This is a genomic window from Wenzhouxiangella limi (assembly GCF_010499265.1).
In the GTDB taxonomy this organism is placed as follows: Bacteria; Pseudomonadota; Gammaproteobacteria; order Xanthomonadales; family Wenzhouxiangellaceae; genus Wenzhouxiangella; species Wenzhouxiangella limi.
In genome coordinates this window covers 255,171-270,901 of record NZ_JAAGSC010000044.1, presented here as the reverse complement: position 1 = coordinate 270,901, position 15,731 = coordinate 255,171, and the positions used below count along the sequence as shown (strand labels likewise).

At 60.9% G+C, this 15,731-nt stretch carries 15 protein-coding genes and 1 tRNA gene; 7 read left to right on the top strand and 9 right to left on the bottom strand.

Annotated features, from left to right (window positions below; all coding sequences use genetic code 11):
- Nucleotides 1-7 precede the first annotated feature (7 nt).
- The 3 genes from G3I74_RS14785 to icd are packed head-to-tail and all read right to left on the bottom strand — an operon-like array spanning nt 8 to nt 2,849.
- Nucleotides 8-784: a nitrilase-related carbon-nitrogen hydrolase gene (locus G3I74_RS14785; RefSeq protein WP_164212370.1), complete on the bottom strand. Its 777-nt coding sequence runs from the start codon at nt 782-784 to the stop codon at nt 8-10.
- Entirely contained in the window at nt 781-1,599 is an 819-nt protein-coding gene (locus G3I74_RS14780; RefSeq protein WP_164212369.1) for a ferritin-like domain-containing protein, read from the bottom strand. Before G3I74_RS14780 ends, G3I74_RS14785 begins: the two co-directional genes overlap by 4 nt.
- Complete coding sequence (gene icd / locus G3I74_RS14775; RefSeq protein WP_164212368.1) at nt 1,596-2,849, bottom strand: isocitrate dehydrogenase (NADP(+)); 1,254 nt, start codon at nt 2,847-2,849, stop codon at nt 1,596-1,598. Before icd ends, G3I74_RS14780 begins: the two co-directional genes overlap by 4 nt.
- A 178-nt stretch (nt 2,850-3,027) precedes the next feature.
- Between icd and G3I74_RS14770 the strand changes: the two genes are divergently transcribed.
- Entirely contained in the window at nt 3,028-4,911 is a 1,884-nt protein-coding gene (locus G3I74_RS14770) for a sensor domain-containing diguanylate cyclase (RefSeq protein WP_164212367.1), read from the top strand.
- 36 nt (nt 4,912-4,947) lie between these two features.
- Here the strand turns inward: G3I74_RS14770 and G3I74_RS14765 are convergent, their stop codons facing one another.
- The 3 genes from G3I74_RS14765 to G3I74_RS14755 form a co-directional block, all read right to left on the bottom strand.
- Nucleotides 4,948-5,517 carry a lipid-binding SYLF domain-containing protein gene (locus G3I74_RS14765; RefSeq protein ID WP_164212366.1) on the bottom strand — a complete coding sequence of 190 codons (570 nt, stop codon included), beginning with the start codon at nt 5,515-5,517 and terminating at the stop codon, nt 4,948-4,950.
- 136 nt (nt 5,518-5,653) lie between these two features.
- Nucleotides 5,654-7,393 carry a NosD domain-containing protein gene (locus G3I74_RS14760; RefSeq protein ID WP_164212365.1) on the bottom strand — a complete coding sequence of 580 codons (1,740 nt, stop codon included), beginning with the start codon at nt 7,391-7,393 and terminating at the stop codon, nt 5,654-5,656.
- A gap of 363 nt (nt 7,394-7,756) precedes the next feature.
- On the bottom strand, nt 7,757-8,422 hold the full coding sequence (locus G3I74_RS14755; RefSeq protein WP_164212364.1) for a response regulator transcription factor: 666 nt from the start codon (nt 8,420-8,422) through the stop codon (nt 7,757-7,759).
- Between the two features lie 20 nt (nt 8,423-8,442).
- On the opposite strand from G3I74_RS14755, the gene G3I74_RS14750 reads away from it, so the two are divergent.
- The gene (locus G3I74_RS14750) at nt 8,443-10,389 is read left to right on the top strand and encodes a sensor histidine kinase (RefSeq protein WP_164212363.1); all 1,947 of its coding nucleotides are present in this window, start codon (nt 8,443-8,445) and stop codon (nt 10,387-10,389) included.
- A gap of 50 nt (nt 10,390-10,439) precedes the next feature.
- On the opposite strand, the gene G3I74_RS14745 is transcribed toward G3I74_RS14750, so the two are convergent.
- Together G3I74_RS14745 and G3I74_RS14740 are read right to left on the bottom strand one after the other, a co-directional pair.
- A tRNA-Ser gene (locus G3I74_RS14745) sits at nt 10,440-10,529 on the bottom strand.
- Nucleotides 10,530-10,590: 61 nt separating this feature from the next.
- Nucleotides 10,591-11,166, bottom strand: a complete 576-nt coding sequence (locus G3I74_RS14740; RefSeq protein WP_164212362.1) for an NnrU family protein — start codon at nt 11,164-11,166, stop codon at nt 10,591-10,593.
- A gap of 208 nt (nt 11,167-11,374) precedes the next feature.
- On the opposite strand from G3I74_RS14740, the gene G3I74_RS14735 reads away from it, so the two are divergent.
- From G3I74_RS14735 to G3I74_RS14715, 5 genes are all read left to right on the top strand, one after another.
- Nucleotides 11,375-12,601 carry a tyrosine-type recombinase/integrase gene (locus G3I74_RS14735; RefSeq protein WP_164212361.1) on the top strand — a complete coding sequence of 409 codons (1,227 nt, stop codon included), beginning with the start codon at nt 11,375-11,377 and terminating at the stop codon, nt 12,599-12,601.
- Nucleotides 12,598-13,254, top strand: coding sequence for a hypothetical protein (locus G3I74_RS14730; protein WP_164212360.1), 657 nt, complete (start codon nt 12,598-12,600; stop codon nt 13,252-13,254). The genes G3I74_RS14735 and G3I74_RS14730 overlap by 4 nt, the downstream gene beginning before the upstream one ends.
- A gap of 64 nt (nt 13,255-13,318) precedes the next feature.
- Nucleotides 13,319-13,540: a helix-turn-helix transcriptional regulator gene (locus G3I74_RS14725; RefSeq protein ID WP_164212359.1), complete on the top strand. Its 222-nt coding sequence runs from the start codon at nt 13,319-13,321 to the stop codon at nt 13,538-13,540.
- Nucleotides 13,541-13,900: 360 nt separating this feature from the next.
- On the top strand, nt 13,901-14,626 hold the full coding sequence (locus G3I74_RS14720) for an HTH domain-containing protein (protein WP_164212358.1): 726 nt from the start codon (nt 13,901-13,903) through the stop codon (nt 14,624-14,626).
- A 277-nt stretch (nt 14,627-14,903) separates the two neighbouring features.
- Nucleotides 14,904-15,104: a hypothetical protein gene (locus G3I74_RS14715; protein ID WP_203594790.1), complete on the top strand. Its 201-nt coding sequence runs from the start codon at nt 14,904-14,906 to the stop codon at nt 15,102-15,104.
- Between the two features lie 4 nt (nt 15,105-15,108).
- On the opposite strand, the gene G3I74_RS14710 is transcribed toward G3I74_RS14715, so the two are convergent.
- Nucleotides 15,109-15,570 (bottom strand): terminase small subunit-like protein, encoded by a 462-nt coding sequence (locus G3I74_RS14710; RefSeq protein ID WP_164212356.1) that lies wholly within the window; start codon nt 15,568-15,570, stop codon nt 15,109-15,111.
- Between the last annotated feature and the right edge of the window lie 161 nt (nt 15,571-15,731).

Below are 15,731 nucleotides of genomic sequence, written 5' to 3'. Positions count from 1 at the left end.
AAGAAACCTAGTTCTCGAGCCGGAACTGATCGCGGTCTTGAAGAAAGGGCAGTTTTTTTCGAAGCGACTGCAGCGCCTCGCGATCCAGCGTCACCGTGTCCACGGTCTCCTGCGACCCCAGCTCCAGCAACCGTTCTCCGGCGCCGTCCAAGGCCACCGAGCGACCCGAATAGGCGTTGCCGTTGCCCAGGCGACCGCAGCAGTTGACGCCGATCACGAAGGCCTGGTTTTCGACCGCGCGGGCCTGCAGCAACAGCCGCCAGGCTTCCACGCGCGGACTGGGCCAGTTGGCCACGAACAGCTGCAGGTCGAAGTCGCGATCGTTGCGGCACCAGACCGGAAAGCGCAGGTCGTAGCAGATCTGCAGATCGATTCGCCATCCCCGCCAGCTCACCACTGTGTGCGCAGCGCCGGCGGTGTAGCGCTCATCCTCCCCACCGAAAGAAAACAGGTGGCGCTTGTCGTACCAGCCAGGGTCACCGTCCGGCGGCATGAAAACCATGCGGTTGCGTCGCAAGCCGTCGGCATCGGTCAGGGCCACGCTGCCGGCCACGGCCGCCGAGCGCCTGCGAGACTCGGTCCGCATCCAGGCCAGCGTCGGTCCGTCGAATTCTTCGGCACCGCGCCCGGCGTCGCCGAGAAAACCGGTGGTAAAGGTCTCGGGCAGGACATACAGGTCGGCGCCCGGGCTGCGATCCATCAGTTCGGACAGGTGGGCGCGGTTGGCCTGCGGGTCCTGCCAGCGCAGCTCGGCCTGGACCAGGGCGGCCTTGAGACGCTTCATGCCGGCTGGTCGGCCCGATCCATGGCCGCAAGCTGATCGATTTCTTCGGCGCTGAAGCCGGCGCGCCGGCGGGCATCCAGATTGAACGGGCCGCGCAGCGGTCCATTGAAGTACTCTTCGAGCAAGCGCCGAAACGTGGCCTCCGGCTCCAACTTCCGCTGGGCACACAGGGCTCGAAACCAGCGGCTGCCGATGGCAACGTGCTCTTCTTCCTCTTCAAGAATGACTTGCAGCAGCGCCACGGTCTCCTCGTCACCGACCGCGGCCAGCCGATCGATCATCCCCGGCGTGACGTCCAGGCCCCGGGCCTCGAGCACGCGCGGCACCAGCGCCATGCGGATGAGCACATCGTGCGCGGTCTTTTCAGCCATCTCCCACAACCCGTTGTGGGCCGGCAGGTCGCCGTAGGTGGTGCCCAGCTCGCCGAGACGGGCGTTGAGCATGGCGAAATGACGCGCCTCGTCGGCGGCCACGGACAGCCAGTCGCGATAGAAGCCGTCGGGCATGCCGGGGAAACGCAGCGCTGCGTCCAGGCCCAGATTGATGGCGTTGAACTCGATGTGGGCGATGGCATGAATCAGCGCCTGACGGCCCTCCACGCTGCCCAGGCCGCGCCGCGGCAGCTGCGACGGCGGGACCATTTCCGGGCGCTGCGGTCGGCCGCAGGGCAGATCGCCGGGCGGGCCGGGATCGGTCGGCACCCATTGGCCGCTGGCGACCTGCGCCCACAGCGCGGCCACGCGGCGGCACTTGGCCGGCGGATCGGGCTCGGCCAGGGCGGCGCGAGCCTGTTCCCATTGACCCCCGGAGCTCAAGACTGCTGGATCGCCTCGACCAGGGCGTCGGCAAAACCGCTGGTCGCAACCTTGGTCGCCCCATCGATCTGGCGGGCGAAATCGTAGGTCACGACCTTGTCGCCGACGACTTTTTCAAAGGCCTGCTCGATCAGTCTGGTGACTTCCGGCCAGCCGATGTAGTCGAACATCATGCAGCCGGAAAACATCAGCGAGGACGGATTGACCATGTCCTTGCCGGCGTACTTGGGCGCGGTGCCGTGGGTGGCTTCAAACACCGCCACGTTGTCGGCCATGTTGGCCCCCGGGGCGATACCCATGCCGCCCACTTCGGCGGCCAGCGAATCGGACAGATAGTCGCCGTTGAGGTTCATGGTCGCCAGTACCTCGAACTCGGCCGGGCGCAGCAGCATGAGCTGGAACATGATGTCGGCGATGCGGTCCTTGATGACGATCTTGCCGTCGGGGGCTGTGCCGTCGTATTTTTCCCACAGCTCGTCTTCGGTGATGGTGACGTCACCGAACTCCTCGGCCGCCAGCTCGTAGCCCCACTTGCGGAACGCGCCCTCGGTGAACTTCATGATGTTGCCCTTGTGCACCAGGGTGACGGACTTGCGGTCGTTGTCAATGGCGTACTGGATGGCTTTTCGTACCAGGCGCTTGGATCCATAGGCCGAAATCGGCTTGATGCCGATACCGGCATCCTCGAAGAAGTCGGCACCCATTTCCTCGCGCAGGAACTTCGCCAGCTTGCGATTTTCGTCCGAGCCCGACTCGTACTCCAGCCCGGCATAGACGTCCTCGGTGTTCTCGCGGAAGATCACCGCGTCGACTTCCCCAGGCTTTTTCAGCGGCGATGGGACACCCTGGTAGTACTTGACCGGCCGCACGCAGGCGTACAGGTCGAGGGTCTGGCGCAGGGAGACGTTGAGCGAGCGGAAGCCCTCGCCCACCGGCGTGGTCAGCGGGCCCTTGATGCTCACGACCAGGTCCTTGACCGCTTCCAGGGTCTCGGCCGGGAAATAATCGCCGCCGTAGATGCCGCCGGCCTTCTCGCCCAGGTAGAGCTCAGCCCAGTGCACCTTGCGCTTGCCGCCGTAGGCCTTCTCCACGGCCGCGTTCCAGACTTTCATGCACGCCGGGGTGATGTCCACGCCGATGCCGTCGCCTTCGATGAATCCCAGGATAGGCTGATCGCTGACCACCAGCCGGCCATTGTCGACCCGGATCTTGTCGCCGGATTCCGGCAGCTTGATGTGTTCATACCCCATGGATTCGTTCCTCGTTTGTTGTGTAAAACCGGCATTTTATCACCGGCTGCTCGCCGCCAACCGGCCGCGCCCCGCACAAATCATTTTGCGATTCGGCAGGTCAACTGGTAAAGTCTTGCCCACCAGCACGCATCACAACGGCTTCCGGCCGCAATAAAAAATCAATGAAATCCAAGCGATGACGTCTTCTGCCAGAGCCCTGCTGGAAAGCGCGGGTGACCGGTTACCCAGCCCGAGCGGTGTCGCTCTGGCCATCATGGAGCTGTGGGAAGACGACCGAACCACCGTCCAGCAGCTTTCACGACTGGTTCAGGCCGACCCGGCCCTGAGCGGCCGCCTGCTCAAGCTCGCCAACTCCGCGGCGATGGGCAACCGTGCCGTGGCCGCCATTCCCGAAGCCATCGTCCGGGTCGGCATGCAGACGGTCGGTCAGCTGGCCGTCGCCTTTTCGCTGATCGACACCAACAGCGAGGGCGAGTGCCCGGCCTTCAACTATGACAATTACTGGTCGCACTGTCTGCTCATGGCGGTCTTGTCGCGAGGACTCGCCCACGCAACCCGGCTGGCACCCCCGGAGGATCTCTTTGCCTGCGGGCTGCTGGCCCGCATCGGCATTCTCGCCCTGTCCACGATTTATCCCGAGCAGTACTCCCTGCTGCTGGAATCGAATCCGGAAAATCTCGCCGCCGCCGAGCTGAAGCAGTTTGGCATCGATCACAACGAGCTGTCCGAGGCGCTGATGCTGGACTACCGCGTCCCGCAGGCGCTGGCCGAGCCGGCCCGGTACCACGAGGATCCGCAGCAGTCGGATTTCGACCCGCAATCGCGGCCGGGCAAGCTCGCCAACCTGCTGCACCTGGCCCACTGTCTCGCGGACATGGCCCTGCAGTCCGGGGCCGACCGCAGTCGTCAGGGCATCGTCAACAAGTCACTGGCAGCCAAGATCGGGCTCGAGGAAGAGTCGCTGGGCGCCGTCTTCAACCGGGGCCTGGAGGAATGGCGAGAATGGTCCAAGCTGCTGGAGCTGCCGGTGCGCGATACCCCGAGCTACGAAGACGAAGACAGCGAGCTGACCGAAGCGACCGAACCTGAAGGGAGCGAGCGGCAGAGGAGGCTGCGCGCCATTCTCATCGACGGCAATCCTGCAGTTGCCAGGCTCGAGAGCCGCCTGGACGAGCTGGGTGTGTCGGTCACGATCTGCAAAGACCAGAATGAAGCCCTTCGGATCTCGATGGAATCCAGGCCGGATTTCTACGTGTTCCCGGCCAGCGACCATCGCCTCTGCCGCCTGATTCGATCCACCGAGTGGGGAAGCTCGGTGTACCTGATCTGCGTGGTGGCGCCGCCGGACGAGTCAGCGGTAATCGAAAGCTTTGAAGCCGGCGCCGACGACGTCGTGCCCGCCGACATTTCCCCACCCGAACTGCGTGCCCGCCTCGTGCCCGTTCGCCGGGTTCTGAGCCTGGACCGGGCCTGGCGCAAGGACCGCAGCGAGCTGCGCCGGATCGCCCGGGAGCTGGCCCTGGCCCACCGCCATCAGCAGGTGCTCTCGCTGACTGACCACCTCACCAACCTGCCGAACCGGCGCGCGGCCATGCAGGCGCTCAAACAGGCCTGGTGCCAGAGCCAGCGCAACGACAAACCGATTGCCGTGATCATGATCGACATCGATCATTTCAAGCAGATCAACGACAAGCATGGCCATGCGGCCGGAGACCAGGTCCTTAAAACCGTTTCGTCGATGCTCAAGAGCGCCACGCGAGAGGACGAGACCATGGCCCGCATCGGCGGGGAAGAGTTTCTGCTGATCAGCGCCAATTCCGGCCTGCGCGATCTCATCGTTGCCGCCGAGCGATTGCGCAGAAGGCTGGAGTCGGCCACGATCAACCAGGCCGGTACAGCCATCCGGGTCACTGCAAGCATGGGTATCGCCGAGCGCGAGCCGGCATTCGATGACCCCGATATGCTGCTCAACGCCGCCGACAAGGCGCTCTACGAAGCCAAGTCCAGCGGCCGGAACCGACTCTGCTTCTACCAGGGCGGACGGATTCGCTCTCTTTGAGGCGCCCGAAAAGACGGGCTCGCGCTGAGTGCCGCCTCAGAGCGGTCGGTAGCTGAAGTTCTGGCCGCTGACCGAAGCCTCGTACATCAACCCGCCCTTGGCGACCGTGAAAATGGCCATGCCGCGATAGTAGCCGCGGCTTGCGGTCGTGGCATCGTTCTGACCACCGCTGGCGCCGGCGCTGGCCCCGGTCGAGCCGGCCGTTGCCGACGCGCCCGCGGTGATCGCCACCGCGCTGGCATTGGCACCGAACTCGAAATTGCCCGAAGCGAAATCCTGGAACGCGCGCTCGTCTTCGAAAAAGATGATCTGGCTGTAGGCCTGGCCACCGGCCTGGAATCCGATCGAGAGCTGGGTCATGGTGGTTTCGCCAACCGGTTGTCCATCGACGTAAACGCGCCCCTTTCCGCGCGCCGCACCGATCCCCAGGCCACCCTTGCCGATGGTGGGAAATACGGCATAGCCATAAGCATCCCCGAAATACCGGCCGCTCTGACCGGCCTCGCGGAAGACCTGGATGGTCGATTCATAACTGTCGGCGACGACGGTCGCCGAACCGAACAAACCCAAAAGCAGGATCAGCGCAGCCAACTTGAATGCTTGCATTGGACGAACCTCGAGCAGCAGGAATTTGGTTGGCAGGACGACACGCGCCGCCCTGTGCGCTCAAGTGTAGCAGCTGCCGGGACCGCCAACGAAGGGGCGGCGAGACCACGAGCAGGGTCTCGCCGACTGGGCCGGGCTAGTCCTTGCCTTTCCCTTTGCCTGAGCAGCCAACCGTGCGCAAGTCCAGCTCGCGCTCGAATGCGCCGAACGCGTGCTCACCGGTCAGCACCAGCACGGTGTCGCCGCATTCCGCGCCTGTATCGCGGCCGCGGAAACGCACCATCAGGTCCGTGTAGCCATCCTCGTTGAAGTCCGGCATCGAAACCACCGAACCGGAGGCCTCCCCCAGGCGCAGCGAGTCAATCTCGACGGTGGTGACATCATTGACTTCAGAGCCCAGGAACACCCCGAGCAGCGACTTGGCGCTTCTGGGGTTGAGCACCCAGGCATTGACTGGATAAAACTCCAACGGCTCGACAACGACCAGCTCGGGCACTTCCGCACATTCCGACAGCTCCGAGGTGCCGGCCGAGGTTGTGACCGTGGCCGTGATAAAGCGGCCCGCAGGCACGATCTCATCAGGCGCAATCGCGGCAGAAATCAGGAACTCGCCCGACGCCGTGTCAAGCACCGCATCCTGACAGAACAGCGGGAATTCAGAGTCGGACTCACCGCTGACAGCGCCGGGACAGCTGGTCGACGCCGAGAAACAGACGGTTGCAAAATCATCAACAAACTCCGGATCGGAGAACGTCCCTTCAAACCGCTGGATACCGTTCTCGCCGGTCACGACAATGCTCGGCGGATTGGGGAGGCCGTCATCGACAGCATTATTGATGATGCCGTCATTCAAGACGTCAATCGCCAGCCCGCCGTTGTTGACCAGGCGGTTCAGCTCAAATCTGTATCCAGTCGATTCGGCATCGGTGACAATACCGGCATTGCCGTTGTCGCTGAATTCATTATCGACCAGCACCGCATCTGTGCTGCTTAAAAGGGCAATGCCATTCAAAGCATGGCCATTACTGATATTTCCGCGGAAATTATTACCAAATCCATTTGCAGAAACGATGCCATTACCTAAAACCGGCCCGCTACCTGTAGCTCCGGCATCAGCGATACCTTTCACATTGCCAATAAGATTGTTGTCGATCATCGAATTCTCGAGCTCAGACACGACAAGTCCAACTCCATAACCATAAATCAGGTTTTCGGAGATGGTAAGCCTTTGGCTCGATAGGGCCAAAATACCGTAAGCAATGCCAGAATCACCGGGTGCGACATTGCCGTCTTCATCGAAGCCAATAACGTTACCTTGGATAACAGCGTCATTGGTCTTCACCTGGATCACGGAAATGTTTTTGCCTGTGTTGAAAAACACATTATTTTCCAAGATGGCGCGGTCTGCTCTCCGCTGCTCCGCATTCGACGGCGATCCGTCCATGACTTCGACTATACCGAATCCTTGTTCCACGGGATCATCATTTCTGACGATGATGTTGTTGCGAACCGCACTGTCTTCGCCCCAGATGAAGATATTGCCCTCGATCCGAAACCCAGACGAGGGTGACGTATCGCCAATGCTCGATCTCTCGCCAACCCGCAAGTCACCTCCACGCAGGATGACATCCACGTCTTCCGAGGATCGCAGCGTCAGATCATCGGGCAAAATGCCACCCGGAAAACCGATTGGCCCAGGGACGGCAATGGTAATGGTATGCGGCCCGGCACTTGCCCTGGTCTCCGCGATAGCTGCGATCAAAGTGCATGTGCCGTTGCCGGTTTCGCACACCCCATCACCTTCATTCAAGTCACCAAGCAGGCCCGGATCATTGACAACAAACTCTGCGGCATTAACTGGCGTTGCCAGCAGCAAGACACTCAGCGGGACCAAGGCCAGCAGAACATGCCAGGATCTGCGCCAAGGCCGAACCGTCGGTGAGGCCGGCTCCTCTGTCAACCCCGTCGATCGCAGCGGGACCGCGCTGGTTGGCGCGGTCTGAACGGATATCGGTGTTGGCATAGAAGCCTCCTCCTGAATGATGTGACGTTTTACGGTGACCGTGTCATTGTTTGGCACAGATTCACAACCCTGGCATTTCATTGGGGTACGCGAGCGGGTTACCGCCAAAGCGCCAGCACGACTTGAAGCAAGCGTAGGAAGATGAGAGTGCCCGCGCAATAAGAACAAAACCCCATGGCCTGAGTATCAATACTCATATCATGGCGATTCATTAGTTCAGGTCGGACCGGCCCCTTCCAGTGCCTCGCGGTGGGTCCGCGCAAAACGGATGAGCGCGTGCCGGCCGGTCAGTCCCAGTTTTTCGGCAATGTTGGCGCGGTGGTTTTGCACCGTGCGGTAGCTGACATCGAGCTCGCGCGCGATTTCCTTGCTGGTCTTGAAATCGGCCACGCCACTGAGCACCCGGCGTTCCGCATCGGTCAGCAGGTCAAGCTCCTCGGCGACCCCGGCCGCCAGGGCCGGTGGCTGCGGTGCGCAGCTGTTCAGGGAAGGGCTGATGTAGACGCTGCCGGCAGCGACGGTCGTGAGACACTCGACCAGGACTTCGCCGGCGCTATCTTTGACCACGTAGCCGCGGGCGCCCAGCTCCATGGCCCGCTCCAGGTAGGCAGGATCATCGTAGCTGGTGACAATGATGACTTGCATCTGCGGGTGCAACTCGCGGCACTTCTCCAGTACCTTGAGCCCATCCGTGCCGGGCATGGCCAGGTCCAGCATGGCCATATCCGGTTGCAGGTAGCGCATTTGCGCCAGTGCCGAGTCGCCGCTTTCGGCCTCGGCGACCACTTCAAGCCAGTCAAGCCGCTGCAGGATTTTCCTCAGTCCCTGGCGGAAGATCGGGTGGTCATCGGCGATCATTAGAGTCTTTTGCGGGGCGTTCATCTGAAGCCTTCTGCGTCCGTTTGCATTGCGGCCATGTTTTCGGCTGTAATTATGGCAAAGTCGCAGTGCAGGCCATAGCAAATTCGATGAAGCAGAAAGCTGCACGAACCGGCACGCGCCAAGGCTATCGCCCCAATGGTTCTGGCCGGTTCGTCCTGTTACTGATTTGCCTCTGGCTGACCGGTTGCGAAGGCCGATTTGGCAACGGCGAGACCTTCGACCTCACCCAAGGCGGGCATCGGCTGGCGACCACCGAGACCCTGGCGCCAGAACAGGCGCGGCAACGCCTGGCCGGCCATGACGACAGCGAAGATCGAGCGGTCGTGGCGACCGACATGAATACCAGCCACTGGCAGCAACTGACGCTGCCACCCTGCAATGACCCGGGCGGCTGCGTCCTCATGGTGCCGATGACGACCTTCGATGAAGTCGACGTCTGGCTCTATCGCGGCGACCGGCTGCTGGAACACTACGCCGCCGGCGACGCCCGTCCCTTCAAGGTGCGACCCCTGGCGGATGCTCGCTTCAGCTTCCCTGTGCCTTTTGGCGACAAGGTGACGGCCCTGCTGCGGGTGCGCACCGGCGGGTACCTGAACTTCCGCATCCTGTGGGCAACCGCGGCTGAGTACCGCGGCGACCTCGCGGCACGCTCGGCCTGGTACGGGATGTTTTTCGGCAGCCTGGCCATCATGGCCTTGTTCAATTTCTTCGTGTTTCTGGGTCTGCGCGATCGGAACTTCCTCTACTACTCGGCATACGTGACCTGTATTGCCTTGTTTCTAGCCGCATTCACCGGCCATGCAGCGCGGTTTTTGTGGCCGAGTTCGGATGGGCTGTCGAATACGATGATCATCATCGCGCCCTGCCTTTCGGTGATTTTTGGTCTGGCGTTCTGCTTCGGCTTTCTCCGCGCGGCCCGATTCCGACCGCTCGTCCGGCGTTTCGGTGGCAGCCTGTCGGTTGTCGCTGTCTTGCTCATGGTTCTTGCCATCGCCGGTGCGCCCTACGAACAATTGATTCTGGCAACCACCGTGCTTGCCTACACCGGCTTGTTTACCTACCTGATGCTGGCCCTGTCTGCCTGGCGATCAGGTATTTCTGAAGCTCGTTTCCTGCTGCTGGCCTTCATCAGTTTCTTCATCGGCCTGCTGATCCACCAGCTGCGCGTCATGGATCTGGTGCCCAGCACGATGTTCACTGTCCATGCTGCCGAAGTCGGCGCCCTGCTCGAAGCGACCTTGCTGTCGTTTGCGCTAGCCGATCGGATCAACGTGCTGAACGCGAAAAATCGACGCCTTGAGCAGCAGGCACTGGAGGCGCAACGCACCTTCTCACGCCAACTGGTCAGCACCCAGGAACGGGAACGTGCAATCATCTCCCGGGCGCTGCACGACAGCGTCGGGCACGGTTTGCTCATCATCAAGAATCACCTGGTTGGCCCTGGCCGGACCGATCCCCGATCCGATGTCGGGCAGCGCGCTGCCAGAGATCAAGAGATGGCCGACCAGTGCGTCGAGATCTTGAATACGGTCCGCAGCCTGTCGCATGAACTGCACCCCCACATGCTCGAAAGGCTGGGCCTCGCCAAGGCACTGGAGTCCATCATCGACCGGTCATTGTCTTCTACGGACATCAGCGGTTCCTGCTCCGTCGAGAACTGCGGCGACAACCTGGAACATGAAGCGCAACTTGCCCTGTACCGAGTCGCCCAGGAAGCGCTCAGCAATGCAATCAGGCACGCGCAAGCCAGCGAGATCATGCTGGATCTTCGAGGCGAGGAGGACAGGGTTGTCATGCGCATCAAGGACGACGGCAACGGTTTCGATCCAGACTCGGCGACACCTGGCCTCGGCCTGATCAACATGCGCGGGCGCATGCAACTCGTCGGCGGCCGGCTGGAACTGCGCAGCGCACCCGATCAGGGCTGTGAGTTGCGTTGCGAAGTGCCCGTTGCCCGCCCGGCGTAATCCGTTGGGCCGGCATTTGCGCCGGCAAGTCGGGTATTTGCTGAATGAATTGGCGGAGGGGGTGGGATTTGAACCCACGAAGGGCGCTAACCCTTGCCGGTTTTCAAGACCGGTGCATTCAACCACTCTGCCACCCCTCCGGAAAGCAGCGGCCTGATCATACCAAAGGCGCTCGAGCGGTGCGTGCGCCTGTTGCAGCGATCAGCCGAAAACCGGGACGCCGATCAGGATCGGGTGCAGCCAGAAGGCAAAAGCGACGTAGATGCCCAGACCGCCTACGACAACGATCGCGTCGTTCAGGCCCCAGCGGGGCAGCGCCAGGTCCGATCCGCCGTCGGCGCGCCGCTTGACCGAAATCCGGTCAAACACCGCCCACACCAAAAACCCGCCGAACAGCAGCACGTCGGCCAGGGTGCCGTTGACGAGCAAGTGCGCAATCGCCCAGGCCTTCACCGCCACCAGCATGGGATGCTTGAGCGCATCGTGGATCCGGCCGGGGAAGTAGGCGGCCAGAAACGCCGGGAAGACAAACACCATCAGCAGCATGCTCAGGTGGGTCAGGAACTGGGGCGGCTGATAAAGGATTACCGGGTCAAGCCGGGCCTGCCCGTAGCCAACGATGATCAGCACCAGGCCAACCACCGCAAAGACGCTATAGACGCCCTTGTAGCCCCACAGACCCATGCGCTCGACCATCCCGGTGCGCGCTGGCTCAGCGACGATGCGAATCGAATGGATGCCCAGGAACAGCAACAAACCAAGAATGAGAATCGTCATTGCAAAACTCCCAGGATAAATGGCGGAGAGGGGGTCTGACTTTTTACGATATCGCGAATACTAGCACACCCGCGCAATCCTGCACACAAACCTGCACGAGGCCAGCAATATAGGGCACTCGAGCCGATTCGGCCTGTTCGCGAACAATTGCATGCACTAGCACAGCCTAGCGTATAATTGCACTTCGGAAGGTAGAACGGAAAGCAGAATGCCAAAGAAGGCGGAGGAATTAAACGCGCTGGCGGTCAAGAGACTCACCCGGCCCGGGTCGCACGCAGTCGGCAACCCTGCCGGCCTGCACTTGTATGTGAAACCCACCGGAGCACGGTCGTGGGTGCTGCGCTACCACCTAGACGGCATGCGCCGCCACCTCGGTCTGGGCGGCTACCCGGATGTGCCGCTGGCTGACGCACGGCAAGCCGCACGCGAAGCCCGAGCACTGGTCCGGCAAGGCGTCGACCCGATAGAGCACGCTCAAGCGCAACGCGACGCACGGCAAGCCGCACGTGCAAAGCGCCTGACTTTCGCAGACGCTGCTGATCGGTTGCTCCGGCAGAAGGTAAAAGAGTTCCGGAACCCTAAGCATGCAGCTCAGTGGCGGTCGACGTTGGAAACCTATGCACACCCGGTCATCGGTGATCTGCCGGTAGACAAGATCGAGCTTGTACACATCGTCGAGTTGTTGAACCCAATTTGGACATCGAAGACCGAGACCGCCACCCGTGTCCGTGGGCGCGTGGAATCGGTACTTAACTGGGCAACCGTTTCCGGCTATCGGTCAGGTCAGAATCCGGCTGCGTGGAAGGGCAACCTTGACGCGATTCTGCCTAAGCCCACCAAATTGAAGGCGGTTGAGCACTTCGCAGCAGTGCCGATCGATGATGCGCCGGGGATGTTCGCGCAGATACGCAAGCGAAAGGGCGTGGCGGCGAAGGCTGTCGAGTTCTTAATGCTCACGGCCGCACGGTCGGGCGAGGTGCGTGGCGCGGAGTGGAGCGAGATTGATCTCCAAGCGCGAACATGGACCGTGCCCGCTTCACGGATGAAAGCCGAGCAGGAGCATACAGTCCCGCTGTGCGATGCCGCCTTGGCGTTGCTGGACGATTTGCCGGCGCGCAGGGGGCTGGTATTCCCGTCTCCCAGAGGCAAGGTGCTTTCCTCGACCGCTTTGACCAAGGTTTTAAGGGTCTGCGGTCGTGACGAGACAATCCACGGTCTGCGCTCCACTTTTCGAGACTGGGCCAGCGAGAGGACCAATTACGCGCACGAGGTCTGTGAGCAGGCGTTGGCACATACGATCCCATCGGCGACCGAGAAAGCCTATCGACGCGGTTCACTGCTGGCCAAGCGGGCGCGCCTGATGGCCGACTGGCACCGCTTCTTGTTCAGCAGTCCAGCAGCTGGCGAGGTTGTCAAACTGGAGCGCTTCGCATGAGCGCTAACCATGACTTGTGGGCAGAGATATACGCAACCCTTCCTGAAATCGAGCCTGACGACCTTCGAAGTTCGATTCAACTCAGGCTGGACTGCTACGAAGATGGGCGCCTCTTCTCTCGGGATACTGCCCCGACTCACCGCCAGTTATTGGCTTGGCTGCAGCAACTGCGCGGGGACTTGGGCGCGGTCTGCGCAAAGCTCCAGCAGGATGAAAGTGCATTTCTTATCACTGGCCTGAGCGCAGAACTTGACCCAACCAGTGACGACCCGGCCAAATTTGCGGCTCAGACCATCGAACTTTTTGAAGCCACCGAACGGGCAATTAGGAATGTTGAGCAGGGGTCGCATCTCGGCATCAACGGTGTTGTTCATACCCAGAGGACGCAGACAGATACCCGGGACCAATACCTCATTCCTTCCTTAATTCAGATTGCCATGGATGCTGGACTGGACCCTTCATCCAACGACTTGGAAGACTTGGACAGGACGTGTGAATTTGTGAAGTTGGTTCTTGAGCAGGCTGGCATCAAAGCGCCCAGTATTGGGAAGGATGTCGAGCGTCGAGGGGAGGCGGCGCAGGGCCGACTGAGACGCACGGTAAAAGAAGCTGCCCAGCGCTTGACAAAACAAGGTCTCGAATCGACCCGATAACTGTCAAGGCGCCAGAGAGTCGGGCGTTAATCTTCGCTTGCAATCAATTTCAGAGGCAAGCGAAATGACGCACAACGCCGTTACTGGGATGCCGCCCATAAAGCATCCGCTGACCATTCCGCAGATCGCAAAACGTTGGGGCAGGCACCCTTCAACCATTTACCGGAACATCAAGTCAGGCAATCTGCCAAAGCCAATCAGAATCTGTGGTCGGGACGCCTTTACGCCGGCGCAAATTGAGGCCATCGAGTTAGGCGGCCAAACCAAGCATGAGGGGCCGGCATGACCCTACCCCGCACCAGATCACAAGCCATCAACGCCATGTGCCGGCAGTGCATTTATGACCCAATCGGCGGACCGGGAACGTGGCGGCAGCAGGTGGAGGCATGTCCCTCCACCCAATGCCCGCTGTGGCGTTTTAGACCGGTTAGTTGCCGAAAAACAGACCAATCGTCGACCACATCAGCCGGGGTGCTGGTAGAGGAGGCGTCGGGATGAGCCAGAAACGAGAAGGCCGGGCCCTGCTGCGAACAGGGCACCAGACGGAGATCAGTGGGCCGCGATCGCGGCCCGACCTGATCATCCCCCGCGGAACTGGATTGGTCAGGCGGTTGACTTCACCTCGCGGAAGACTCCGGGGGGCGCCATGACGAAGCATAAAAAACCTACAGCTTACTTCGGGGCGATACCCATGCGAGCCTTTGCCGATGGGCGACTTTCTTGCTCGCACCTGAAGGTGCTGGGCGTAATCTCCTACTTCGACCGGTTCAGCAAGAATGGCAGTGGCTGTTATGCCACTCAGGAGACCATCGCGCAGTATGCGAGTTGCACAGATCAGACTGTGAGCAAGCGCATGAAGGACCTCCGGAAGTGGGCCTATATCGAGTCGTCGAGACAGAAGAACCGGCGCCGAATGCAACACCGAGTAATTCATGATACTTGTCCGCCGGGACAGGTATCTAATGCACCTGACTTGTCCATCCAAACAGGTCAGGAGAGCAAACAGTTGTCCGAGCGGTTAAACAAAGATATTCCCCTAAGGGGTCTAACAGATTCGGGCCACAACCCGCTGCGACATCCGCCGCAGCTTTCTGAAAAATATTCCCCTGAAGGCGCGTACGAGCCCATCATCCCGGCACCACCGTATGGCAAAAATCGTGAAATCTGGGAAGTAAGCGAGGCGGAATGGTGGTCGTACAAAGCTCAGCTTTCCCGATACGTCAAAGACCAAAACCCGGTCAGCAGGGAAGCGGCAATGGCCATGGACACCATCGTGGACGAAATTATGGATGCCGACCTTGGCAACCGTGAGATAGAGATGGCGTTTGAGTCTCTAACCTACGAGCTACCGGAACTGGCGTATCGAGAGTAATCTGCAAGTGTTGGTCACGGTCCGCTTGGCCGCATGGAAGCCCGACGGGTTTGTGTCGGGAGGAGTTGATGGCTGGCGATCTTTGCCGGTCCTAAGCATGCCGCAATCACTGAAACTCATGCCTTTATCGCTGGTCGATGGCCCGGCAGACCAATCAGGCGCATTTCTGCGATGCTAGACCCAAGTCGGATCGTCGACGCGCCGCCACCCATCTCAGCCGTGTAGATCAGGAATGACCAATCGAAGCAAAAGTGTCCGGGCCCTCGCACTACTTCTGATGGGCGGCATCCTGATCATCACTGGAGCAGTGTCCGTCGGCTTGTATGCGTTCGAGGCATGGTCTGTCGCCGGTGCCGCCGATCAGTCGATTGTCTTCTGGATGCTGCCCTTCCTACTGGGTGGTCTTCTCCTGATCGGCTTCGGAGTCACGCTGCTGGTGTTCTGGAGGCTGCTCGCCAAGGCCGAGAGTGAGCGCTGACAACTCAGGTTAGGTTGTTCACCATCTCCCGCACGTCGATACCCTTCGCCGCCATTTCTCGGAACTTCTGCTTGATGGCGTCTCGGAGTTCGTCATCAGTCAGGTCTTGCACGGTCTTGACTTCCTCGACCTCGACCTTGTCGCCGTAACCCTTCCGGTTCCACTTGCCGATCAGACGCATCCGGGTGTCGACCATCAGCTTCCGGTTGGGCACGTCCATCTGGGTGTTGTCGGCGATCCGCAAGCAATCACTGGCGAGGAAGTGCGTCCCGTGCTCCAGCGCCATGCGGGTCTGGGCCTTGAACTCGGGATGAGCCCGCTCCCAGCGCCAGAGGGTGCAGAACGCCGGCATGTGCTCGTCCCGGCAGATCGTGCTGAACGGCTCGCCACCGGCCAGACGGGTGCAGATTTCGTCGGCAAGCTTCTGTGTGTACTTGGTCGGGCGTCCTGCTGAACCATTGGCCATGACTAGCGGCTCATAAATGTATATATATACAGTATATCGCGAGTGCCCTTCTGTGCCAACAGTGGCCGGAAAGGATCGAGGTATCCCAGTAGCGCAGCGGTAGACATTCTGTCAGCGTTACTCTCCCCAATAGGGAGCGAAGATTTCCCTCAACGGAAAGC